This window comes from Cellulomonas sp. P24 (genome assembly GCF_024704385.1).
Classification (GTDB): Bacteria; Actinomycetota; Actinomycetes; order Actinomycetales; family Cellulomonadaceae; genus JAJDFX01.
Genome location: NZ_JAJDFX010000002.1, coordinates 1114412 through 1137123, shown reverse-complemented (window position 1 = coordinate 1137123; position 22712 = coordinate 1114412). Strand labels below are relative to the sequence as shown.

Annotated in this window: 17 protein-coding genes; 11 read left to right on the top strand and 6 right to left on the bottom strand. The window is 70.5% G+C overall.

Annotated elements, in window-relative coordinates; all coding sequences use genetic code 11:
- Positions 1–13: 13 nt before the first annotated feature.
- The 3 genes from ilvD to lgt form a co-directional block, all read right to left on the bottom strand.
- Positions 14–1894, bottom strand: coding sequence for a dihydroxy-acid dehydratase (gene ilvD / locus LJB74_RS05315; RefSeq protein WP_259307547.1), 1881 nt, complete (start codon positions 1892–1894; stop codon positions 14–16).
- Positions 1895–2027: 133 nt separating this feature from the next.
- On the bottom strand, positions 2028–3485 hold the full coding sequence (locus LJB74_RS05310) for an MFS transporter (RefSeq protein WP_259307546.1): 1458 nt from the start codon (positions 3483–3485) through the stop codon (positions 2028–2030).
- Positions 3486–3497: 12 nt separating this feature from the next.
- The gene (gene lgt / locus LJB74_RS05305; RefSeq protein WP_259307545.1) at positions 3498–4484 is read right to left on the bottom strand and encodes a prolipoprotein diacylglyceryl transferase; all 987 of its coding nucleotides are present in this window, start codon (positions 4482–4484) and stop codon (positions 3498–3500) included.
- A gap of 93 nt (positions 4485–4577) precedes the next feature.
- Here lgt and LJB74_RS05300 point away from each other — a divergent pair, with 93 nt between their 5' ends.
- The gene (locus LJB74_RS05300; RefSeq protein ID WP_259307544.1) at positions 4578–5072 is read left to right on the top strand and encodes a MarR family winged helix-turn-helix transcriptional regulator; all 495 of its coding nucleotides are present in this window, start codon (positions 4578–4580) and stop codon (positions 5070–5072) included.
- Between the two features lie 154 nt (positions 5073–5226).
- Here LJB74_RS05300 and LJB74_RS05295 read toward each other — a convergent pair whose 3' ends face one another.
- Positions 5227–6789, bottom strand: a complete 1563-nt coding sequence (locus LJB74_RS05295) for a phospholipase C (protein ID WP_259307543.1) — start codon at positions 6787–6789, stop codon at positions 5227–5229.
- A gap of 331 nt (positions 6790–7120) precedes the next feature.
- Between LJB74_RS05295 and eno the strand changes: the two genes are divergently transcribed.
- The 7 genes from eno (at position 7121) to LJB74_RS05260 (ending at position 16008) form a co-directional block, all read left to right on the top strand.
- Positions 7121–8470: a phosphopyruvate hydratase gene (gene eno, locus LJB74_RS05290; RefSeq protein WP_259307542.1), complete on the top strand. Its 1350-nt coding sequence runs from the start codon at positions 7121–7123 to the stop codon at positions 8468–8470.
- A 168-nt stretch (positions 8471–8638) separates the two neighbouring features.
- A complete protein-coding gene (locus LJB74_RS05285; RefSeq protein WP_259307541.1) occupies positions 8639–9658 on the top strand; it encodes a LacI family DNA-binding transcriptional regulator in 1020 nt (339 codons plus the stop codon).
- A 306-nt stretch (positions 9659–9964) separates the two neighbouring features.
- Positions 9965–11338, top strand: a complete 1374-nt coding sequence (locus LJB74_RS05280; RefSeq protein WP_259307540.1) for an extracellular solute-binding protein — start codon at positions 9965–9967, stop codon at positions 11336–11338.
- A gap of 94 nt (positions 11339–11432) precedes the next feature.
- The gene (locus tag LJB74_RS05275) at positions 11433–12398 is read left to right on the top strand and encodes a carbohydrate ABC transporter permease (RefSeq protein WP_259307539.1); all 966 of its coding nucleotides are present in this window, start codon (positions 11433–11435) and stop codon (positions 12396–12398) included.
- Positions 12395–13315 (top strand): carbohydrate ABC transporter permease, encoded by a 921-nt coding sequence (locus tag LJB74_RS05270; RefSeq protein ID WP_259307538.1) that lies wholly within the window; start codon positions 12395–12397, stop codon positions 13313–13315. Before LJB74_RS05275 ends, LJB74_RS05270 begins: the two co-directional genes overlap by 4 nt.
- 89 nt (positions 13316–13404) lie before the next feature.
- Complete coding sequence (locus tag LJB74_RS05265) at positions 13405–14916, top strand: alpha-N-arabinofuranosidase (RefSeq protein ID WP_259307537.1); 1512 nt, start codon at positions 13405–13407, stop codon at positions 14914–14916.
- A 60-nt stretch (positions 14917–14976) separates the two neighbouring features.
- A complete protein-coding gene (locus LJB74_RS05260) occupies positions 14977–16008 on the top strand; it encodes a LacI family DNA-binding transcriptional regulator (protein WP_259307536.1) in 1032 nt (343 codons plus the stop codon).
- Between the two features lie 31 nt (positions 16009–16039).
- On the opposite strand, the gene LJB74_RS05255 is transcribed toward LJB74_RS05260, so the two are convergent.
- A complete protein-coding gene (locus tag LJB74_RS05255) occupies positions 16040–16414 on the bottom strand; it encodes a VOC family protein (protein ID WP_259307535.1) in 375 nt (124 codons plus the stop codon).
- A 309-nt stretch (positions 16415–16723) separates the two neighbouring features.
- On the opposite strand from LJB74_RS05255, the gene LJB74_RS05250 reads away from it, so the two are divergent.
- Positions 16724–19180, top strand: a complete 2457-nt coding sequence (locus tag LJB74_RS05250; protein ID WP_259307534.1) for a bifunctional diguanylate cyclase/phosphodiesterase — start codon at positions 16724–16726, stop codon at positions 19178–19180.
- Between the two features lie 43 nt (positions 19181–19223).
- Positions 19224–19898: a PIG-L family deacetylase gene (locus LJB74_RS05245; RefSeq protein WP_259307533.1), complete on the top strand. Its 675-nt coding sequence runs from the start codon at positions 19224–19226 to the stop codon at positions 19896–19898.
- 63 nt (positions 19899–19961) lie between these two features.
- On the opposite strand, the gene LJB74_RS05240 is transcribed toward LJB74_RS05245, so the two are convergent.
- Positions 19962–20357 carry a NifB/NifX family molybdenum-iron cluster-binding protein gene (locus LJB74_RS05240; protein WP_259307532.1) on the bottom strand — a complete coding sequence of 132 codons (396 nt, stop codon included), beginning with the start codon at positions 20355–20357 and terminating at the stop codon, positions 19962–19964.
- A 184-nt stretch (positions 20358–20541) separates the two neighbouring features.
- On the opposite strand from LJB74_RS05240, the gene LJB74_RS05235 reads away from it, so the two are divergent.
- Positions 20542–22704, top strand: a complete 2163-nt coding sequence (locus LJB74_RS05235) for a bifunctional diguanylate cyclase/phosphodiesterase (RefSeq protein ID WP_259310288.1) — start codon at positions 20542–20544, stop codon at positions 22702–22704.
- Positions 22705–22712: the final 8 nt, after the last annotated feature.

The following is a 22712-nucleotide window of genomic DNA, read 5'->3' as shown; positions in this document are numbered from 1 at the left end:
CGTGCGACGCCCGTCATCGTGCGGAGGTCGACACCGAGGTGGCCCGGTCCTCGAGGATGCTCACGTCGCGCACGGCGCCCTTGTCGGCCGAGAGCGCCATCGCGGCGTACGCGCGCAGCGCGGTCGAGACGACCCGGTCGCGCGACCGAGGACGGTAGCCGCCCGCGGCCTCGAGGCGACGACGCCGGTCCGCGAGCTCGCCGTCGGAGACGTCGAGGTGGATCAACCGGGTCGGGATGTCGATGCGGATGATGTCGCCGTCCTCGACGAGCGCGATCGTGCCGCCGGCTGCCGCCTCCGGGGACACGTGCCCGATCGACAGGCCGGAGGTGCCGCCGGAGAACCGGCCGTCGGTCACGAGCGCGCACGAGGCTCCGAGACCGAGGCCCTTGAGGTAGGACGTCGGGTACAGCATCTCCTGCATGCCGGGGCCGCCGCGCGGGCCCTCGTAGCGGATCACGACGACGTCCCCGGGCTTCACCCGGCCCCCGAGGATGGCCTCGACGGCGTCGTCCTGGGACTCGACGACCAGGGCCGGCCCGGAGAACGTGAAGCACGACTCGTCCACGCCGGCGGTCTTGACGACGCAGCCGTCCTCGGAGAGGTTGCCGCGGAGGATCGCGAGCCCGCCGTCGACCGTGTAGGCGTGCGCGACGTCGCGGATGCACCCGCCGGCGGCGTCGAGGTCGAGCGTCTCCCAGCGCGCCGACTGCGAGCCGGCGGTCGCCGAGCGCTTGCGTCCCGGCGCGGCGTGGAAGAGCTCGATCGCCTCGTCGGACGCGGATCCGCCCCGCACGTCCCAGGCGTCGAGCCAGCCCGAGAGCGAGTCCGCATGCACGCTGTGGACGTCCTCGTGGAGCAGCCCCGCGCGGTGCAGCTCACCGAGGATCGCAGGGATCCCACCGGCCCGGTGCACGTCCTCCATGAGGTAGCTGCCGTTCGGCGCGACCTTGCAGATGCACGGCACCGCACGCGATCGCGCCTCGATGTCCGTGAGCGTGTAGTCGAGCTCGGCCTCGTGCGCGACGGCGAGCAGGTGCAGGATCGTGTTGGTCGACCCGCCCATCGCGATGTCGAGCGACATCGCGTTGTCGAAGGCCGCGCGGGTCGCGATCGACCGCGGCAGCACGCTCGCGTCGTCCTGCTCGTAGAACCGGCGGGTGATCTCGACGGCGGTGCGGCCGGCCTCCTCGTACAGCGCCCGGCGCGCGGTGTGCGTCGCGAGCGTCGACCCGTTGCCGGGCAGGGCCAGGCCGAGGGCCTCGACGAGGCAGTTCATCGAGTTGGCGGTGAACATGCCGGAGCACGACCCGCACGTGGGGCACGCCGCCTCCTCGATGAGGTCGATGTCCGCGTCCGACACGGTGTCGGCCACCGCGTCGGAGATCGCGGTCACCAGGTTGAGCCGGGTGCGCGTGCTGCCGTCGGTCAGGACGGCGGTGCCGCCCTCCATCGGACCGCCGGAGACGAACACCGTCGGGATGTTCAGGCGCATCGCGGCCATGAGCATCCCGGGCGTGATCTTGTCGCAGTTCGAGATGCAGACCAGGGCGTCGGCACGGTGGGCCTGGACCATGTACTCGACGGAGTCGGCGATCAGGTCGCGCGACGGCAGGGAGTAGAGCATCCCGTCGTGGCCCATCGCGATGCCGTCGTCGACGGCGATCGTGTTGAACTCGCGCGGCACCGCGCCGGCCGCGGAGATCGCCTCGGAGACGATCCGCCCGACGGGCTGCAGGTGGGTGTGGCCGGGGACGAACTCGGTGAAGCTGTTCGCCACGGCGATGATCGGCTTGCCGATGTCCTCACGCGCGACCCCGGCCGCCCGGAGCAGCGCGCGGGCGCCGGCCATGTTCCTGCCGTGGGTGACGGTGCGTGATCTCAACGGTGGCATGGGCCTATTTCAGCACGGCGGGCCCGCGACGGCGCTGCCGGTCCGGCGTTGTCCCAGCCTGCGAGAACGCCGCCGCCGGCCGGTCGACGTGGTCGCCACGCGGCCAGGGGAGCGTGAGTCACCCGGCGCGCGCTCAGACGAGGTGGTCGGCGACCGGCGCAGGCTCGTGCGCGACGTCGTCCGTGCGCGGCGTCATGCGGGCCGAGGCGAGCAGGGCGACGGCCGCCGCGAGGAGCACCAGCACCGCGGTCCGGGGCCCGTCGAGCAGGCCGGTCCCGGCAGGGCGCACGTGCAGGGCGAGCGTGACGAGAGCCACCCCGAGGGCGGTGCCCAGACCGCGCGTCATGTTGAGGAGACCGCCGCCCGTCCCGGCGGTCCGGGTGGGGATCGCCCGCATGACGAGGCTGTTGTTCGCCGGGGTGAAGAGCCCGAGGGCGACCCCGAGCGCCGCGAGCGAGGCGACGAGCCAGCCGGGGGTGAGCGGGGCGACGGCCATCGCGGCCAGGGCCACGACGCACAGCAGCGCGCCGACCATCGCACGCGGGCGATCGGTCCAGGACCGGGGGAGGAGGCGTTCGCCCGACGTCGCGGCGAGGGCGAACCCGGCCGGCAGCGCGGTCAGGACGAGACCGGCGTGCAGCTCGGTGAGCCCGGCGCCGGTGAGGACGATCGGGACGAGGACCAGCGGCCCGAAGAGCACGAGATACCCCGCGAGGGCGCCGGCCAGGCCGGTGCTGACGGTGCGGGCGCGCAGCAGTGCGAGGTCGAGCATCGGCGCCGACGCTCGACGCTCGCGCACGACGAAGCCCACCGCGGCCCCGGCCGCGACGCACAGCAGCGCCACCGGCGCCCAGCCCGGCAGGCCCAGACCGGAGGCGGCCGACAGCCCGAGCAGTCCCGACGTCGTCGCGACGGCGAGCAGCGCGAGCCCCGATCCGTCGCGCCCGGAGGTGGGGGTGAACGTTCGGGTACGGGGCAGCAGGAACACCCCGGCGACGACGGCGATCACCCCGACCGGGACGTTGATGCCGAAGACCCAGCGCCACCCCCAGGTCGAGACGAGCAGGCCGCCGACGGTCGGGCCGAGGGCCAGTCCCACCGCCTGGGCTGCCGCCTGGACCCCGAGCGCGGTACGGGTCTTGCCCTCGGGTGCGCTCGTGACCACGAGCGCGACGCTGTTGGCCTGGAGCATGGCGGCGCCGATGCCCTGCACGACCCGGAAGGCGATCAGCATGCCGAGGGTCGGCGCGAGCCCGCACGCCGCGGAGGACGCCGTGAAGACGACGAAGCCGTACAGGTAGAGCAGCTTGCGCCCGCGCGCGTCGGCGAGGCGACCGACGGGGATGAGGAACGCCGCGAGCGTGAGCAGGTACGCGAGCGAGACCCACTGCACCGCAGCGAGCGAGGTGTCGAAGCCGGTGCGCAGCGGACGGTAGGTCAGCGTGACGATGCTCGCGTCGAGCTGTCCCATGAACGCGCCGAAGCACACGGTCGCCACGGCGAGCCACCACGCGTGCGGCCACGCGCGCAACCGTGCCGGACGGGCACGCTCCTGGGTGAGGACCCGCCAGGACGCGACGAGCACGGACACGACAGGCTCCTGTCAGGACGAGGGCGTGGCCCCGGCAGACCCGTGGTCCCGTGGGCCGGCAGGCGGGTGGACGTCCAGCTGGTCCGTGTCGGTCTGCGCGGTGTCGGACGGCGCGGCATCCGTCGGCGCGGTGTCAGTCGGCTCGGTGTCGGCCGTGACGGCACGGCCCCTGCCCACCGGGAGGAGCTCGGGCTCGATCGGGTCACCGGGTCGTGGTCGGCGGAGCACCAGGAACGCGACCGCGGCGAGGAACACGATCAGGCTGGTCCAGTCGTTCAGCCGCAGGCCGAGGAAGTGGTTCGCGTGGTCGATCCGCAGGGCCTCGACCCAGGACCGCCCGACCGTGTATGCCGCGACGTACAGCGCGAACAGGCGTCCGCCGCGCAGCGCGAACCGCTTGCCGGCCCAGACGAGCAGGATCGCGACGCCGATGTCCCACAGCGACTCGTACAGGAACGTCGGCTGGTACAGGCCGATGTCCGGTGTCGCGAGCGGGCGGTGCGCCGGGTCGATCTCGAGGGCCCAGGGGAGCGTCGTCGGCCCGCCGTAGAGCTCCTGGTTGAAGTAGTTGCCCCAGCGGCCGATGGCCTGCGCGAGGACGAGGCCGGGGGCGACCGCGTCGGCGAAGTCGGCGAGGCGGATGCCCCGGCGGCGGCAGCCGATGAGCGCCCCGACGGCGCCGAGCGCGACCGCGCCCCAGATGCCCAGGCCGCCGTCCCAGATGTAGAGCGCCCTGATGGGCTGCTTGCCGGGGGCGAAGTAGAGCTCGGGGTCGGTGATGAGGTGGTAGAGCCGGCCGCCGAGGATGCCGAACGGCACGGCCCAGAACACGATGTCGAGCACGTCGTCCGGGTTGCCGCCGCGGGCCGCCCAGCGGCGCTGCGTCCACCAGGTCGCGACGGCGATCCCCGCGAGGATGCACAGCGCATACGCGCGGATCGGGATCGGGCCGATGTTCCAGACACCTTGGGACGGGCTGGGGATGGATGCGAAGATCATCGTTCCTCGTTCGTTCGGGGTCACCGCCACCGGCCCGGTCGTATCGGACAGCGACATGGTCGCACACCGACCTGACCGGCGTACCCTGACGCCATGTCGGCCGGCACGGGGAACCACGCGAGGGCCTCCGCGATGCCGTCGGACGCGGGAAGCCTCACCGAGGTCGTGACGCGCCTGCGCCGTGCGCTCCGCACCAGCATCCGCACCGACTACCCGTGGGAGTCGCTGCCGATGGCGCGCATCGAGCTGCTCCTGGCGCTCGACGAGGACGAGCCTGCTCGGGTCGGCGAGCTCGCCCGACGTCTGAGGCTCGCGCCGAACACCGTCAGCGGGCTGGTCCAGGTCCTCGTGGAGACCGGTCTCGTCACCCGTGGTCCGGACCCGTCGGACCGCCGGGTGGCCGTGGTGGAGCTCACGACGGCGGGCCGCGCCCAGCTCTCCGACTGGGAGCTCGCCCACGAGCGGCGGCTCGGGAGTGCGCTGGGCGGTCTGACGGTCGAGGACCAGGAGCGCGTGGTGGCAGCGCTGCCGGCGCTCAACCGGCTGGTCGACAGGCTCAGCGTCGACAGGCTCAGCGACGACGTCTGACCCGGGCCGTCGCCGGCCGACGGGGTCCGTGGCCCGACGGAACGACGTGGTCCGACGGACGACGTGACGGCATGCGGCGGGCGTCGTGCCTGCCGCATGCCGTCACGGTCCTCGCGGGCTCGGGGCGACCTCCCGCACCCGAGCCCGCGAGGGGTCAGGCCTTCGCCGGCTGACCGGTCGTGGGGTTCAGGATGAGCGTCCGGGCGTGCCGGCCGTCGTTCCGGCCCTCGTCGGAGAACGAGAACATCGAGTCGAGCGAGCCCGCCTTCTCGTCGAACGAGAAGTTGCCGATGCGCCCCGTCTTCCAGTTGTCCTCGATGAACTTCAGGATCGACGACTGGTCGGTCACGGTGTGGTCCACGAAGTTCGCCTTGGCGTAGGGCGAGATGACCATGAGCGGCAGGCGCGGGCCGTAGCCGCACCGGTCGAGGTAGCCACCGGCCACGTGGTCGGTGCTCGTGCCGCAGGTCCCACCGGCCATGAGGGCGTCGTGAGCGGTGTCCGTGGACTGGTCGACGATCGGGCTCATCTGGTGGTCGTACCAGCCGTCGCTGTCGTCGTACGCGATGACGACGGCCGTGCTCCTCCAGTCGGGCGACTTCTGCAGGCGGTTGATCGTGTCGACGAGGAACGTCTGCTCGTCGAGCGGCGTCGAGTAGCCGGCGTGGCCGTCCTGGTACGCGGCGGCCTTGAGGAAGCTGACGGCCGGCATGGACTTCGCGTCGACGGCCGCCCAGAAGTCGGTGAGGTCGTACTGGTGGTTCGCCGGTCCGGCGTGGCCGATCTCAGCGACCGAGGCGGGGCGCGTGTGGGTCAGGTTGGCGGTGCTCGGGAAGTACTGGAACGGCTCGTGGTGCGCGATGTAGTCGGTGCTCGTCACCCCGCCGACGTCGGTGTGCTTCGAGGTGCAGTCGGCGAACCCGCCCTGGAACCAGCCCCAGCTCACGTTCTTCGCGTTGAGGAGGTCGCCGACGTTCTTGTTCTTCGTGTCGGTCGACGTCGTGACGTCACGCGAGTCGCACACGTCGCCGGCCGGCTGCGGGTCGCCGATGATCGAGCCGTTGGTCGTCACCGCGGGGGAGGTCTGGGCGAACCCGTGGGTCTGGCCCGAGACGAGGTTGAGGGCGCCCGGGGTGGACGGGCCGAAGGTCGTGCCGTACGAGTTGTCGCTCATCGCGAAGTGCTGGGCGTAGTTCCACATGGCGGTGACGGTGTTGCCGTCGTAGTAGCCCATGACCAGACCCTTGCCCTTGCCGTAGTCGGCGCACGCGGCGGACCCGCGTCCGACCGTCTCGACGAACTTGTCCATCAGGCCGGAGTCGAAGGCCTTCTGCTCGTCCGTGTAGGAGTGGTCCTGGTCGCAGGTCTGCGCCTGGTCGCGGCCGAGGCGGAACGGGGCGACGGAGTTCGGGTTCGACGAGCCGAGCAGCGACGCGGTCAGCCCGTTGACGGTCGGGGTGTTCGGCGCGGCAGTGAACCGGGGCTCGCCGGCCGGGTTGGCGGCGGTCGGGTAGGTCGCGAAGTAGTGGTCGAACGAGACGTTCTCCTGGTAGATGACGACCAGGTGCTTGATCGGCGTCGCGGTGCTGGACGTCGTCGGGGGCCGGTGGTCGTCGCGGTGCTCCGACGCGGAGGCGGAGGCGACGGACGAGGCGGCGATCACGACGGTCGCGGCGGCGACGAGGGCGGGTGCCAGTCGATGGCGGGTGCGCGTCACAAGGAGCTCCTCAGCTGGTAGACACGGAACTGGGACCAAAGTCCCAGACTCGACGACCGTGCCATGTGTGCCATGCAGGTACCACCAACGGCAGGCGACGACCAGCGGACGGCGTGGTGAACGCCCGCCGGTCGGGACTGGCGGCTGTGCTCGTCGTCGCAGGTCGGCCGCGGTAGGCCGGAGGACCTCCGGCCCGGCGCCGGTGCGGCGTGCGTGGCTAGAGTGAGGCCATCACGGCGGTGGGGCTCGCCTTCAACCGCGGCATCGAAGCCGCCAACAGTCCCTGGTTCTCCACGAGGGTGGAGACTGCCGTGATGCCGGGGCAGTCCCCATGTCCAGCCGTCTGGACGTCTCGTGGTCCAGCGCCATCCAGGGCGGATGGCCTGACGAGAAGGGACGCCTCATGGCGACGAACGGTTCGACCTTCACCCTCACCCACCTGACCGCGCTCGAGATCCTCGACTCGCGCGGCAACCCCACCCTGCAGGTCGACCTCGGCCTCGACTCCGGTGCGACGGGGCGTGCGGGCGTCCCCTCCGGCGCGTCGACCGGCAGCCGCGAGGCCGTCGAGCTCCGGGACGGCGACCTCTCGCGGTACGGCGGCAAGGGGGTCACCGGCGCGGTCGGCCACGTCAACGGCGAGCTGAGCGAGCTGCTCCGCTCGCGCGCGTGGAGCAGCCTCGCGGAGGTCGACCAGGCGATGATCGAGGCCGACGGGACGGCCACCAAGGCGAGGCTCGGCGCGAACGCGATCGTCGGCGTCTCGATGGCGCTCGCCCGGGCGCTGTCCGTCGGCGGAGAGCTGTTCACGTACCTGACGCCGGACGGCGTCGCGCCGCGCCTGCCGGTCCCGCACTTCAACGTGCTCAACGGTGGGGCGCACGCGCCGAACTCGCTGGACTTCCAGGAGTTCATGATCGCGCCGATCGGTGCGCCGTCCCTGCCGGAGGCCGTGCGTGCCGGCGCTGCCGTGTACGCCACGCTGCGCGGACTGCTTCAGGCGGCCGGCTTCGCCACCGGGCTCGGCGACGAGGGCGGCTTCGCGCCTAACATCACCCGACCCGAGGACGTCCTCGCCCTCCTCGTCCAGGCCATCGAGGGCGCCGGGTACACCCCGGGGCCGACGGGTGTCGCGATCGCCCTCGACCCCGCCGCGAGCGAGTTCTACCGCGACGGCGCCTACCACGTCGCCGGCGAGACCCTCACCAGCAGCGACATGATCGAGCGCTACGCCGCGATGGTGCGCGACTACCCGGTCTGGTCGATCGAGGACGGTCTCGCCGAGGGGGACTGGGGCGGGTGGGAGGCCCTGACCGCGCGCCTCGGCGGGACGACGCAGATCGTCGGCGACGACATCTTCGTGACCAACCCGGCGATCATCACCGAGGCCATCTCCCGCCACGTGGGGAACTCGGCCCTCATCAAGCTGAACCAGATCGGCTCGGTGTCCGAGACCCTCGAGGCGATGCGGCTGTGCCGTGAGGCCGGCTACACGCAGATGGTCTCGCACCGCTCGGGCGAGACGTCCGACAGCTTCATCGCCGACCTCACGGTCGCGACCGGTTGCGGTCAGCTGAAGTCCGGTGCGCCGGCGCGTGGCGAGCGGGTCGCGAAGTACAACCGACTCCTCGAGATCGCAGCGGGCTACCCGCTGCCGTTCGGGCTCGCGGACCGCGGATGACCGCGCGTCCGCGCTGACCCGGCCGACGACGCCCGGACCGCATCGATGCGGCCCGGGCATCGTCGGTGAGGTCACCCTTGCTCTCTGCTTCTCCATCGTTGTAAAGTGCGGCGTCGCGGCACAGGAGCCTGCGTCGCACGAGCATCGACGAGTCGAGAGCGAGGTGCTGTGGCCGCCACGATGCGCACCGTCGCGCAAGCCGCCGGTGTCTCGATCAAGACCGTCTCCAACGTCATCAACGACTACCCGCACATCCGCGAGGACACTCGCCGGCGCGTGCTCGAGGCGATCGAGACCCTCGGCTATCAGCCGAACCTCTCGGCGCGCGGGCTCCGGTCCGGTCGCACGGGCGCCATCAGCCTCATCATCCCGGACCTCCGGAACGTCTACTTCGCCGAGCTGGCGGACTCGGTCATGACGGCCGCGGCGAAGCGTGACCTGGTCGTGATGATCGTTCAGAGCGACGGGGATCGTGAGCGGGAGCTCGAGATCGTCCGAGGGCCGCGGATGCGGATGGTGGACGGGATCCTCTACAGCGTCCTCGCTCTCGGGCAGGAGGACGCCGACCTCCTGGACATCCCGACGCCACTCGTTCTCCTGGGTGAACGGATCTTCGGTGGGCCGGCGGACCACGTCACCATGAAGAACGTCGCAGCCGCGCGTGCGGCGGCCGAGCACATGCTCTCGATCGGACGCAAGCGGATCCTCGCGTTCGGCGCCCATGACAACGAGGTCATCGGCTCGGCCGGGTTGCGGCTGACCGGGTTCCGGCAGGCGTTCGACGCTGCCGGGCTTCGCCACGACCCTGCGCTCGTCGTGAACGTCGGTTCCTGGCATCGACGCGACGGCGCCGAGGCGATGCGCAGGGTGCTGGCGTCCGGTGTCGAGTTCGACGCGGTCGTGGCGTTCAACGACGCGATCGCGCTCGGTGCGATGCGCGTGATGCAGGAAGCCGGTCTGCGAATACCTGACGACGTCGCGGTGATCGGGTTCGACAACATCGAGGAGACTCGGTACTCGCTCCCGACGTTGTCGACGATCGACCCCGGGCGCGAGGAGATCGCGGAGACGGCCGTGCGACTTCTCGTGGAACGCATCAACGGTGCGGAGGAGAGCATTCCACCGCGCGAGATCAAGGCCGAATTCCGTCTGATTCAGCGAGAGTCGACGACCGTTACTGTTCCGTAACACATTCTCCTGCGCGCCGAGGGGTTCCGCTCTTGACATCTCAGAAACCGTCTGGGTATCGTCATTTACAACGATGTAGACGCGAACGAGAAATGAGTCCCTGACCGGGACCTGATCGTTCGTCGACCTGATCCGAGAAGGGATGAGTCGCGCGCGCCAGCCATTGTGGTCGGCGCGGGTTCTATGTGCGCAGAATGCGCGCCACGACGGCGCGCGATGCTGCCGTGCCGTCGTGCCGAGATGCTCGCGAGTCGCACGGTCGATTGCACGACGTTCAGACAATGAAGTCCGATCGAAGGGATCACTGTGAAGAAGTCACGTGTCGCAGCGGCTTTCTCCGCTGTCGCGATCGCAGCTGGGCTCGCCGCATGCAGCGGCGGCGGAGGGTCCACGTCGGGCACCGAGGCCGCGGGAACGAGCCCGAAGCTGACGAACTGCACCAACAAGATGATGAACGACGCGCCCCAGGTCTCCGTCTGGGCCTGGTACCCGAACATGGCGACGGTCGTCGACAACTTCAACAAGGCCCATACCGACGTCCAGGTGTGCTGGACCAACGCCGGTCAGGGCAACGACGAGTACACGAAGGTCCAGACGGCCATCTCCGCCGGCAAGGGGCTCCCGGACGTCGTGATGCTCGAGGCCGACCACCTCGCGAGCTACGAGATCCAGAACGCCCTCGTGGACATCAGCAAGTACGGGGCGGACAAGGTCAAGAGCAACTTCTCCGCCGGGGCGTGGAAGGACGTCTCGCAGGGCAGCGCGGTGTATGCGGCCCCGATCGACGGCGGTCCGATGGCGCTCATCTACCGCACCGACGTGTTCACCAAGTACGGCATCACGACACCGCCGACCACCTGGGCCGAGTACGAGGCCGACGCCCAGAAGGTCAAGGATGCCGGCGGTCCGGTGTTCGGTGACCTCGGGTCCAACGTGCCCGCCGAGGTGATGGCGCTCCAGATCCAGAAGGGCGCCGTGCCGTTCGGCTACGACCTGAGCAACCCGAAGAAGCTCACGGTGAAGCTCGACGACCAGGGGTCGAAGGACGTCCTGGACTACTGGGCCGGTCTTGTCAAGAAGGGACTCGTCGGTACCAAGGACCAGTTCACCACCGACTACATCTCCGGGGTGGTCAACGGCGACTACGCGACCTACGTGTCCGCCGCCTGGGCGCCGGGGTACCTGACCGGTGCCGGCGTCGGCAAGGGCGCCTCGAAGGGTGTCTGGGCGGTCGCGCCACTTCCGCAGTGGGACACGTCCAACCCGGTCTCTGTCAACTGGGGCGGGTCGGCCTTCGCCGTCACGACGCAGGCGACGGACAAGAAGCTCGCCGCTGAGGTCGCCCTGGGGCTGTACGCCGACCCGGCCTCGCTCGAGGACGGCTGGAAGTCGCAGACGATCTTCCCGCTCAACCAGTCGGTGCTGAAGTCGGACGCCTTCATCAACAACAAGTCGGAGTTCTTCAACGGGGAGACGGCCAACAAGGACGTCTACATCCCGGCTGAGAACGCGTACAAGGGCATGGTGTACTCCCCGATCCAGGTCTACTACTACGCCCAGCTGCAGGCCGAGCTGGTCAAGATCAACGCCGGCCAGATCAGTGGAGCCGATGCCGCCACCGAGCTCCAGGCGAACATCGTGAAGTACGCGAAGGGACAGGGCTTCACGGTCACCGGGTAGCACCCGGCCCGACCTCAGAGCGATCACGACCTGGTCCCGGGGGAGCGACCCCCGGGACCAGGTCCCCCCCCACCGAGACACGAAGGAGTGGCGGATGTCAGACGCATCAGTGATCGCGGCGACCTCGTCGCCGCGCGGCCGTACGGCACGGGTGCCCAGCGACCGTTCCGGGCGCGGGTCGGGCCTGCGGAGACGGTCGACGATCGGGTGGCTCTTCATCGCGCCGTTCGCCATCATCTACCTGCTCTTCCTCGTCGCCCCGCTCGTCTACGCGTTCTATCTGAGTCTGTTCAGCAAAGGGCTGGCGACCGGGACGATCTTCGCGGGTCTGAGCAACTACACCCAGGCCTTCACCGACCCGTCGTTCCTGAACGGCGTGTGGTTCGTGCTGAAGTTCGCTGTCGTCCTGATTCCTGTGCAGATGGCCATCTCGCTCGCGGTGGCCCTCGTGCTCGACGCGATCACGACGAGGTTCGCGCGGTTCGCACGGCTCATGGTGTTCTTGCCCTACGCGATACCGGCGGTCATCGGTGCGTTGATGTGGGGATTCCTCTACAGCCCGACCTTCGGGCCGCTGCAGCAGATCTTCAACGTCTTTGGAGCGCACGCGCCATTCCTCCTGAGTCAGTCCCACGTCTTCGGCGGTCTCATGAATGTCGTGGTATGGCAGTGGGCCGGCTACTACATGATCATCATCTACGCGGCTCTCCAGGGAATCGACACCTCCATCTACGAGGCCGCGCGGATCGATGGTGCCAACGCGTGGCAGCTCGCGTTCAGGATCAAGATCCCGTTGGTCAGCTCGGCGCTCGTCCTCATCTTGGTGTTCGCATTGATCGGTACGCTCCAGTTCTTCACCGAGCCACAGATCCTGCGGCTCGTCTCCAACGGAACGATCACACCGGACTTCACGCCGAACATCTACGCGTACACGCAGGCGTTCTCCTACGCGAACTTCAACTACGCGTCGGCGATCTCCTTCGCGCTCGGCATCGTCGTGTTCATCGCGGTGTATGTGTTCCTCTTCTTCACTCGCAAGCGCGGGAGCTTCCTCTCATGACCACTGCACGCATTGCCACGCGTCGCTCACCGAGCGCACGGCCCGCGCAGCGGCGCGTACCGATGCGCCCCGCCCGGCGGATCATCCCGTACCTGTTCCTCGGCACGCTCGTCGTCTACTTCCTGACGCCGATCTGGTGGCTCTTCGTGGCGAGCACCAAGAACGTGACCGGGTTGTTCAACGGGACTGCGGGGGCGCTGTGGTTCGACAAGACCTTCGCGCTGGGCGCGAACCTCCACGACCTGTTCACCTACGACGGCGGGATCTATCTGCGGTGGCTGGGCAACTCGATGTTCTACGCCGTCGCCGGCGGGGTCGGAGCCACGACCCTGGCGGTCCTGGCGGGCTACGGCTTCGCCAAGTACCGGATCTGGGGGCGGAACTTCTTCTTCGCCCTGCTGCTCGGGTCGGTGATGGTGCCGCTCACGGCTCTGGTGATCCCGACCTTCGTCCTGTTCTCCCGCCTCAACCTCACCGACACGATCTGGGCCGTGATCCTGCCGTCCCTGCTGAACCCGTTCGGTGTCTACCTCATGCAGGTGTACACGGCGGACGCGGTGCCGGACGAGCTGCTCGACGCGGCCCGCGTGGACGGCGCCGGAGAGTTCCGGACGTTCTTCACGGTCGCGCTGCCCCAGCTTCGGCCGGCCTTCATCACGGTGCTGCTGCTGTCCGTCGTCGCGTCGTGGAACAACTACTTCCTGCCGCTCGCGATGCTCTCCAACTCCCGCCTCTTCCCGATCACGGTCGGGATCGGGCTGTGGCAGGGCCTGGCCTCCGGGAACAACGGCGGCGGGCACTCGCTGTGGGGCTTGATCATCGTCGGCTCCTTGGTCTCGGTCATCCCGCTGGTGATCGCGTTCCTCTCGATGCAGCGGTACTGGCGCGGTGGTCTTGCCGTCGGTGCCCTGAAGTAGTGCCGCGCTGACGGCGCTCGTGCCGCACGCCGCGTCCGTCGTCCCACCTGGTCCCGGTTCCTCGTCCCACCCGTCTCCTAAGGATCCTCATGCCCTCCGCACGTCTCACCATCGATCCCGCCTTCACCATCGGGGGGGTCAACCGTCGTCTCTTCGGCGCGTTCGTCGAGCACCTCGGGCGCTGCGTCTACGACGGCCTGTACGAGCCCGGGCATCCGGCCGCGGACGCCGAGGGCTTCCGTACCGACGTGATCGACCTGGTCAAGGAGCTGGGGGTCTCGACGATCCGCTATCCCGGTGGCAACTTCGTCTCCGGCTTCCGGTGGGAGGACAGCGTCGGGCCCCGTGACCAGCGGCCCCGCCGGCTCGACCTCGCCTGGCACTCCACCGAGACCAACGAGATCGGCCTGCACGAGTTCGCGTCGTGGCTCGAGAAGGTGGGCAGCGACCTCATGCTCGCCGTGAACCTGGGCACTCGCGGCACGCTCGAGGCCCTCGATCTCCTCGAGTACACCAACATCGCCTCCGGCACCGCATGGTCCGACCGGCGGATCGCGAACGGCCGGGAGCAGGCCTTCGGTGTCGGCATGTGGTGCCTCGGCAACGAGATGGACGGGCCGTGGCAGCTCGGGCACCGCTCGGCCGACGACTACGGCAAGCTCGCCTCGCAGACCGCCAAGGCGATGCGACAGCTCGATCCCTCGGTCGAGCTTGTCGTGTGCGGCTCGTCCGGCGCGCACATGCCGACGTTCGGCGAGTGGGAGCGGACCGTCCTGACCCACAGCTACGAGGACGTCGACTACATCTCGTGCCACGCCTACTACGAGGAGAAGAACGGCGACCTGGCGAGCTTCTTGGCGTCCGCGGTGGACATGGACCACTTCATCGAGTCGGTCGTCGCCACCGCAGACCACGTCAAGGCGGTCAACCGCTCCGAGAAGACGATCAACATCTCGTTCGACGAGTGGAACGTCTGGTACATCGACCGGTACCAGAACGTCGACCGGATCGAGGGGATCGACAACTGGCCGGTCGCGCCGCGTCTGCTCGAGGACGCCTACTCGGTCGCCGACGCGGTCGTGTTCGGCAACCTCCTGATCTCGCTGCTGCGGCACGCGGACCGGGTGACCTCCGCGTCGCTTGCGCAGCTCGTCAACGTGATCGCGCCGATCATGACGGAGCCGGGTGGTCCCGCCTGGAAGCAGACGACGTACTTCCCTTTCGCCGTGACGTCACGTCTTGCCACGGGAGAGGCGCTGGAGGTACGGCTCGAGACCGAGACGTACCGGACCGACGCGTACGGCGAGGTCGGCCTCGTCGATGCCGTCGCCACGTACGACGCAGCCGACGGGAGCACGGCGGTCTTCCTGGTCAATCGCCATCTGCACGAGTCGGCCGAGGTGACGATCGACGTGCGGGCCCTCGGCGAGGTCCGGGTCCTCGGTGCGGAGACGCTCAGCGACGACGACGTCACGGCGAAGAACACGCTCGAGCACCGGGATCGGGTGGGTCTGCGACCGAACCCGACCGCCGTCGTGTCGGGATCCGAGGTGACGATCACGCTGCCGCCGGTCTCGTGGACGGCACTCTCGCTCGGGTAGGCGGAAGGACGCGGCAGTGCGCCAGGTCACGAGGAAGCTGTCAGGGAAGGGGGGTGCCAGGTGACGGCTCCCGTGACGCGAGCGGCGACGATCTACGACGTGGCCCGGGCCGCGGGGGTGTCGCACCAGACGGTCTCGCGGGTGGTCAACGGTGAGCCCGGGACGCGTGCGGCGACCCGGGAGCGGGTCCAGAGCGCGATCGTGGCCCTGGGGTTCCGACGCAACGCGGCCGCGGCCGCGTTGGCCTCGCGTCGCTCGATGCACCTGGGTGCCCTGGTCACCGGCATGCTCGAGTCCGGGCCGAGCACGTTCATCGCCGGCGCCGCGACGGCAGCCCGTCAGGCCGGGTACGTGCTGGACATCGTGTCCTTGGAGCACGCCGGTCGCGACGCCGTCCATGCCACCGACCTGCTCGACCAGCACGACCTGGCCGGTGTCGTGGTCCTGGGTCCCTCCGACCAGGTCCGCGCGGCCTTGACTGCCTGGCGGCCCCGCATGCCGGTCCTGGTGGCTGCACCCCTCGAGGGCGACCCCACCGATCCCGGCGCGCACACCGGCAACGCCATCGCGACCCGCCTGGCCCTCGATCACCTCGTGGGCCTCGGCCACACCCGCATCGCCCTGGTCGGGGGACCGCCGCACTGGGCCTCCGCCGCCGCCCGGACGCGCACCTACCTGGAGACGATGACCGCCCATCACCTCGTGCCGCTGCCGGTGATCACCGGCGACTGGACCGCTCGCTCGGGCTACGTCGCCGGCCAGACGATCGACCCGACAACGACCACCGCGCTCCTCGCCGCGAACGACCAGATGGCCCTCGGTGTTCTCCGCGCCCTGAGCGAGCGCGCGATCGCCGTCCCGGAGCAGATCTCCGTGATCGGCATCGACGACATCCCCGAGTCCGGCTACTTCCTGCCGCCCCTGACCACCGTGCGACTGGACTTCCGCGGCTACGGACACCACGCCGTCACCTCGCTGCTGGACGTCATCGACCCCCAGCGCACCCACGCGGTCAGCGCACCCGAACCACCCCGCCTGGTGATCCGCACCTCGACCGCGCCACCCCCGCAGCGAGCTCAGCGATCGCGCTGAGCTCGGGAGGGCTCCACGCGCCACGGCGTTCTCACTCCTGGATCACCGACAGCACGTTCCCCGCCGGATCGGTGAACCATGCGATCAGCGGTCCGCCACGCCGGAAGATCCCGGCCGCGTCCGTCTCGACAGGCGTCCCCACGTAGTGCTCGAGCACCACACCGCGCGCGGTGAGGGCAGCCACGGCCTCCTCGATGTCGGGCACGGGGAAGTTGAGGATCGTGAACGTGGCCGGCGTGTGCGTCGGTCTCGGGTAGACGAGGACCTCGGCCCCCGTGTGCAGGTGCAGGCGCAGCATGCCGTCCTGCTCGGACACACGCAGCCCGAGGACGTCGCGGTAGAACCGCAGCGCGGCGGGGAGGTCGTCGACGGCGAAGCCGCTGAACGCCGGTGAGCGCTCCAGCATGGGAGGTCCTCTCGATGACACGCTCGGGGCCCGCGGGTCGCGCCTCGCCGCTCGTGCCCCAGCCTCGCACCGACTCCTGCCGCCCGCATCGGGCGTCGTGGCTCCGGCGCGGTTCGGCTGCCGAGCCGTGGGGCGGCGCCGAGCGGGTGAACCTGAGGCGGAGCAGCGTGTCGCACTCCAGTCGATGGACCGACGTGCCGACAACCGTCGAGGACGGTGCCTGCGTGGCGCGTCGGCCCCCGGGTGCCTCGGTGCCCGACGGTGCCCGTGCGGTTGCCGACAGGGGCTGCACGACGGGAAGGGGGGGGGGTGTCCCAGCTGCGGGCGCAGGACGGCGAGATGCCGACGCTCCGGGTCGACGACCGTACCGTTCCCGACCTCCCGCACGTCCTCCCGGTGTCCGCGACCGCGCCGGTCGGTGCCCGCGCGGGAACGAGCATCCCGCTCCGCGTCCCCCGACCGGTCCGGCATCCTCGGGGTTCACGGCTGGTGGCTCGCTGGCGGCCCACTCGGGGCGGTGGTGACGAGATCCTCGACGTCACGCGGCGGCTCTTCGTGGCGCTCGCCCTGATCTCGCTGCCGCTGTCGCTCCTCGGGCCCGTCACGACCGATCGGGGTCTCCCGCTCGTCGGCGCACTGGCCGGCGGGGTCGCGCTCGGGCTCTCCTGGGCGCTCGGGTACCGGCGGCGACGCGTCCTGGTGCAGATGGACCTCGTCGACGCGCTCGCGATCGTCGCGATCGGTGTGGCCAACCCGGATCCGGAACCTGTCGTGGCGCTCGTCTTCGCCGCCCTGTGGTTCCGGTCGCTGTACGGGAACGGTCGTCGGGTGGCGCTACGGGTCGCGCTGTACGTCGCGGCGATGGCGACGATCGTCGCCATGTGGCCGCACCGGGACCACGGCGCCTGGACCTCCCCGCTCGTGGCGCTCGTCGCGATCGTGCCGACGATCGTCATCACCGGGACCGTCGGCCACCGTCTCGCCGAGGCGATCCGGCACCGCTCCCGGGCGACGAGCTTCGACGCGCTGCACATCTGGCTCGGGGCCCAGCTCCTGAGGACCACGGACGCGGCGGAGATCCGTGCGCTGGGCTGGGAGGCCATCGAGCAGATCTGCCGGTGGACCCCTGGCCTCCGCGTGATGAAGGTGCGCGACCTCGGTGACGTGGTCGTGGTCGAGGGGCGTTCCACCGGGCTCGACGACCTGCCCGACTCGCTCCCTCCCCACGTCCTCGCTGCCCTGCCCGACTCCGCGACGGGTCCGGGCACCTGGGGTCACCGCGAGCTGGACGCCGGTGCCGGCGAGCGGTGCGCCTGGGCGGGCTTCGCGGCGCCGAAGATCCCGCGTCGCCTGGGGACCGCCTGGCTGGTCTTCGGCTCGCCCGACGGCGTCCCCGACGATGTGGCGCTCGCGCTGGACGGGCTCTCGAACCAGATCGCCCTCGGCTACCGGAACAGCGTCGTGCACCACGACCTGAGCGTGCAGGCAGCGCGCGACGGGCTGACGGGGCTCGCGAACCGCGCGACGTTCCACGCCGTGCTCGCCGCCGCGCTCGACAACGAGAAGGCGGAGCCGGTCGCCGTGCTGTTCGTCGATCTCGACGACTTCAAGGACGTCAACGACCTCTTCGGGCACCGGGACGGCGACACGCTGCTGCGCGAGGTCGCGGCCCGCCTGGAGAGCGCGACGCGGCCGGACGACGTGTGCGCCCGCATCGGCGGTGACGAGTTCGCGGTCGTGCTGCCCGGCGCCGACGTCGCGACCGCGAAGGCGGTCGCCGACCGGGTCGTGGCCGAGATCGCCCGCCCGGCGAGCCTGAACGGCCGGGTCGTGCAGCTCGGGATCAGCGTCGGGGTCGCGACCGCCTCCGCCGGCCTCGACATCGAGGAGCTGGTCCATCGGGCCGACGTCGCGATGTACGGCGCCAAGGCCGATCACACCTCGAGCGTGCACGTCTTCGACGACACGTTCGAGGCCGGGCACGTCGCCCGGCTCGCTTTCGAGCAGGAGCTCGCGCAGGCGGTGCACACCGGTCAGCTCGAGGTGCACTACCAACCGGTCGTCGAGCCGGACGGCGGGGAGTGCACCGCGGTCGAGGCGCTCGTCCGATGGCGGCACCCGGAGCGTGGCCTGCAGTCCCCGGACTCGTTCATCCCGGCGGCGGAGCGGATCGGTGCGATCGCGGCGATCGGCACGTTCGTGCTCTGGCAGGCGTGCGCGGATGCCGCACGTTGGCGGGCGGTCGACCCGTCCCGTGTCCTGGCCGTGCACGTCAACGTGTCGGCCCTGCAGCTCGACGACGACGTGTTCATCGACGAGGTCGTCCGGTGCCTCCAGGTGTTCGCGTGGCCGCCCGAGAAGCTCGTGCTCGAGTTCACCGAGACGGTGATGATCTCGTCGCCGGCCGCGATCGAGCGGCTCTTCGCGATCTCCGGTCACGGTGTGACGATCGCGATCGACGACTTCGGCACGGGGTACTCGTCCCTGACGACACTCCGCGCACTCCCGGTCCAGATCGTCAAGATCGACAAGTCGTTCGTCCTGGGGGCGACGACGAACCGGGAGGACAGAGCCGTCACCGAGGCGATCATCACGATGGCGCACCAGATGGGCGTGCGCACGATCGCCGAGGGGGTCGAGACACGTGACCACGAGCAGCTGCTGAGCGAGCTCGGTGCGGACGGGCTCCAGGGTTACCTTTACCTCGAGCCGGCGGCCGCCGGCGAGTTCGGCGCGTGGCTCGAGAACGGCGCCGCCGGGCGCTGAGCCGTCGGACCGACACCGCGCGACCCTGCCGGGGAGGAGCACGATGACCGCGTCGCACGCGTTGCCGGACTGGCGTGAGGTGCTCGTCGTGGTCGCCCATCCCGACGACGAGTCCTTCGGTCTGGGTGCCGTGATCGACGCGCTCGTCTCGCGTGGCGCGCAGGTGGCGGTGCTGTGCTTCACCCACGGTGAGGCGTCGACGCTGCACGGGTCACCGGGTGATCTCGCGACGTTGCGGGAGTCCGAGCTCGTCGCGGCCGCCGCGGCCCTCGGGTGCTCGGCGACGATCCTGCGCGACCATCCCGACGGTGCGCTCGGCGAGGTCCCGGCAGCCGTGCTGGTCGACGACGTCGTGGCCGTGGCGCGTGACCGGGGGAGCGAGGCGCTCCTGGTGTTCGACCCCTCCGGGGTGACCGGGCATCCGGACCACGCCGCGGCCGGCCGGGCCGCGGTGGCCGCGGCTCAGGTCGTGGGTGTCCCGGTGCTGGCCTGGACCCTGCCCGTGGAGGTCGCCGCACAGCTCAACTCCGACTACTCCGGAGCGTTCTCCGGGCATCGGCCGGAGGAGGTGGACGTCGTGCTCGAGGTCGACAGGACGCGCCAGCTCGTCGCCGTGCGGGCGCACGCGAGCCAGGCGGTGCCGTCGAGCGTCCTGTGGCGGCGGCTGGAGCTCCTGGGCCGGTTCGAGCACCTGCGCTGGGCCGGCCCGACGGACTGACCCGGCGCAGGTGCTCGAACCGGCGGGCATCCGACGCTCAGGCGGGTGCCCGCCGGTTCGGTGTCAGGCGAGCTGTGCGGCAGCGGCGAGCACCGCGGCGCGTGCGTCGCCCTCGGCGCCGAGCACGGTGCGGATCTTGAGCTTGCCCAGCATCCGGACCATCGGCTCGCCCATGTGACCGGCGACGACGACGTCGACGTGCTGGTCGATGAGGAACCGTGCGATCCGTGCGTGGTGCGTCCCCTCGGGCCCGGAGTCGTGGGCCACGTCCCAGCCGACCTCGATCTCCTGCCAGTCGGTCACGGCGCCGTCGGTCACGGTGGCGAGCGCGACGCGGTGGGCCTTGCCCCAGCCGCCGCCGGTCTGGCCGTCTCCGACCACGGGGATGCACACGATCATGAGCGGGGTCTCCTTGTCGTTCGTCCGGGCCGCTCGGGTCAGCCGGTCCGGTACCAGCATCCTCCTTCCGGGGAGTGGTCCGGGTCGTTCCGGTCGGGGCTGCGCGCGGCCGCGGGTGCGGGGCGGAGGTTGAGTCCGGAACCGCCCGTGCCGATGAACGAGGAGGCGGCACCGATATGTGCCGCAGCCCGCAGCTCGTGCGTGCGCCGTGGACGGGGTCGTCGGAGGTGGAACGGTGGACGGTATGCAGTCCTCGACGCACCCGGCCCCGGACGAGCCACCCCCGGGCGGCGCCGCCGGGCCCGTCGCGGACATGCAGGCGCAGCTCGACCGCCTCGAGACGATCTACGAGCTCGCACCGATCGGCATCGGGCTCGTCGACTTCGAGGGTCGGACGACGATGACCAACCAGGTGCTCCGGCAGCTCCTGGGCTACACGCCGGAGGAGTTCGCGGCGGTTCCGTTCGCCGAGTTCACCCACCCGGACGACATCGCGCGCAACCTCGAGCTGTTCGGCCGGATGGCCGCCGGGGAGCTCGACCACTTCGACATGATCAAGCGGTTCATCCGCAAGGACGGCCGGACCCTGTGGGCGGAGCTCACGGTGTCGCTGGTCCGGGACGGTGCCGGGAGGCCCGAGTACGCGATCGGCATGACGCAGGACATCACCGAGCGCAAGCGCCTCGAGAGCGAGCTGCGCGCGGCGGAAGAGCGGTACCGGCTCCTGGTGGAGCGGGTGCCTGCGGTGGTCTACGTCGCCGAGCCCGGCGTGCTCGGTCGCTGGTCCTACGTGAGCCCGCAGATCGAGCGCATGCTGGGGTTCACGGCGCAGGAGTGGGCGGACGACCCGGCGCTGTGGTCGCAGCAGATCCACCCGGACGACCGTCGGACGGCGCTGGCCGACAAGACGAGCATGATGAGCCACGACGCCGAGGGGCGGACGACCTCGGACACCTACCGGCTGCGGCACCGGGACGGGCACACGGTGTGGGTCCGGGACGACGCGATGGTGCTGCGGGACCAGGACGACCGCGCGATGTTCCACGGTGTGCTCGTCGACGTCACCCAGGAGAAGCAGCTCGAGGACCGCCTCGGCCACCAGGCCTTCCACGATCCGCTCACCGGTCTTCCGAACCGCAAGCTCTTCCACGATCGGGTCGGGCGCGCGCTGGCACGGTCGCAGCGCCGCGACGACGGCGTCGCCGTGATGTTCATCGACCTCGACAACTTCAAGACGATCAACGACACGTTCGGTCACGCGTCGGGCGACGAGGTCACCATCGAGGCGGGCCGGCGGCTCGAGGCGTGCGCGCGCACGTCGGACACCGCGGCGCGTCTCGGGGGTGACGAGTTCGCCCTGCTCGTCGAGGACGTCGACGAGGTCGGGGTCGCGGCCCTGGCCGACCGCATCCTCGACGCGCTGCATGGGGAGCCGGTCGTGCTCAACGGGCGAGGAGTCACGCTCGGGGCGAGCATCGGCATCGCCGTGGCCGCGCCGACGGACAGCGCCGACGTGCTCCTCCGCAACGCGGACCTGGCGATGTACCAGGCGAAGCATCGCGGTCGCGGCCGATCGGTCCGCTACGACCCGGGGATGCACGCGACGGTCGTCGCACGGTTCCGGCTCGAGTCCAGGCTGCAGGCGGCCGTCGCGGCCGCCGCGGTCACGGTCGCCTATCAGCCGATCGTGGACCTGCAGACCGGTGCCGTGGTCGGGCTCGAGGCTCTCGCCCGGTGGCGCGACCTCGAGCTCGGCTCCGTGTCACCGGGTGTGTTCATCCCTGTCGCGGAGCAGACCGGACTGATCCATGAGCTCGGTCGCCAGGTGGTCGAGCGCGCCTGCGCGGACCTTGCCCGGTGGCGGGCGACGACCGGGGCCGACGCGTACGTGAGCGTCAACGTGTCGCCGGTGCAGCTCGACTCCATCGACTTCCGGCGTGTCGTCGAGGGTGCGCTCCGGGCCAACGGTCTCGCGCCGTCGGCCCTGGTCGTCGAGGTGACCGAGGGGATCCTGCTCGTGGAGCGCACACGTGAGGTGCTGCGGGAGCTGCGTGCCGCCGGGGTCCGGGTGGCGATCGACGACTTCGGGACCGGGTTCTCGTCCCTCGGGTACCTCCGGCAGCTCCCGGTGGACATGGTCAAGATCGACCAGTCGTTCCTGCAGCCGGTCGAGGACGGCATCGATGCGCCGGAGTTCCTCAGCGCGATCGTGCGGCTCGCAGCGACGTTGCACGTGGACACGATCGGTGAGGGGATCGAGACCAGATCCCAGCTCGCCGAGCTGAGGGCGGCCGAGTGTCGCTACGGGCAGGGCTACCTGCTCGCGCGGCCCGGGCCGATCGACGCCGTCCCGGCGGTGGTCACGGTCGTCGCGGCGGAGCGCCGGGCCGATCGTCGCAGCGCGTAGGGGCGGAC

What these genes read in the sequence shown, in the direction of transcription:
- ilvD (WP_259307547.1), bottom strand. Translation starts at nt 1,894, where the DNA reads ATGCCACCGTTGAGATCACGCACCGTCACCCACGGCAGGAACATGGCC.
- lgt (WP_259307545.1), bottom strand. Translation starts at nt 4,484, where the DNA reads ATGATCTTCGCATCCATCCCCAGCCCGTCCCAAGGTGTCTGGAACATC.
- LJB74_RS05300 (WP_259307544.1), top strand. Translation starts at nt 4,578, where the DNA reads ATGTCGGCCGGCACGGGGAACCACGCGAGGGCCTCCGCGATGCCGTCG.
- eno (WP_259307542.1), top strand. Translation starts at nt 7,121, where the DNA reads ATGTCCAGCCGTCTGGACGTCTCGTGGTCCAGCGCCATCCAGGGCGGA.
- LJB74_RS05275 (WP_259307539.1), top strand. Translation starts at nt 11,433, where the DNA reads ATGTCAGACGCATCAGTGATCGCGGCGACCTCGTCGCCGCGCGGCCGT.
- LJB74_RS05270 (WP_259307538.1), top strand. Translation starts at nt 12,395, where the DNA reads ATGACCACTGCACGCATTGCCACGCGTCGCTCACCGAGCGCACGGCCC.
- LJB74_RS05265 (WP_259307537.1), top strand. Translation starts at nt 13,405, where the DNA reads ATGCCCTCCGCACGTCTCACCATCGATCCCGCCTTCACCATCGGGGGG.
- LJB74_RS05255 (WP_259307535.1), bottom strand. Translation starts at nt 16,414, where the DNA reads ATGCTGGAGCGCTCACCGGCGTTCAGCGGCTTCGCCGTCGACGACCTC.
- LJB74_RS05245 (WP_259307533.1), top strand. Translation starts at nt 19,224, where the DNA reads ATGACCGCGTCGCACGCGTTGCCGGACTGGCGTGAGGTGCTCGTCGTG.
- LJB74_RS05240 (WP_259307532.1), bottom strand. Translation starts at nt 20,357, where the DNA reads ATGCTGGTACCGGACCGGCTGACCCGAGCGGCCCGGACGAACGACAAG.
- LJB74_RS05235 (WP_259310288.1), top strand. Translation starts at nt 20,542, where the DNA reads ATGCAGTCCTCGACGCACCCGGCCCCGGACGAGCCACCCCCGGGCGGC.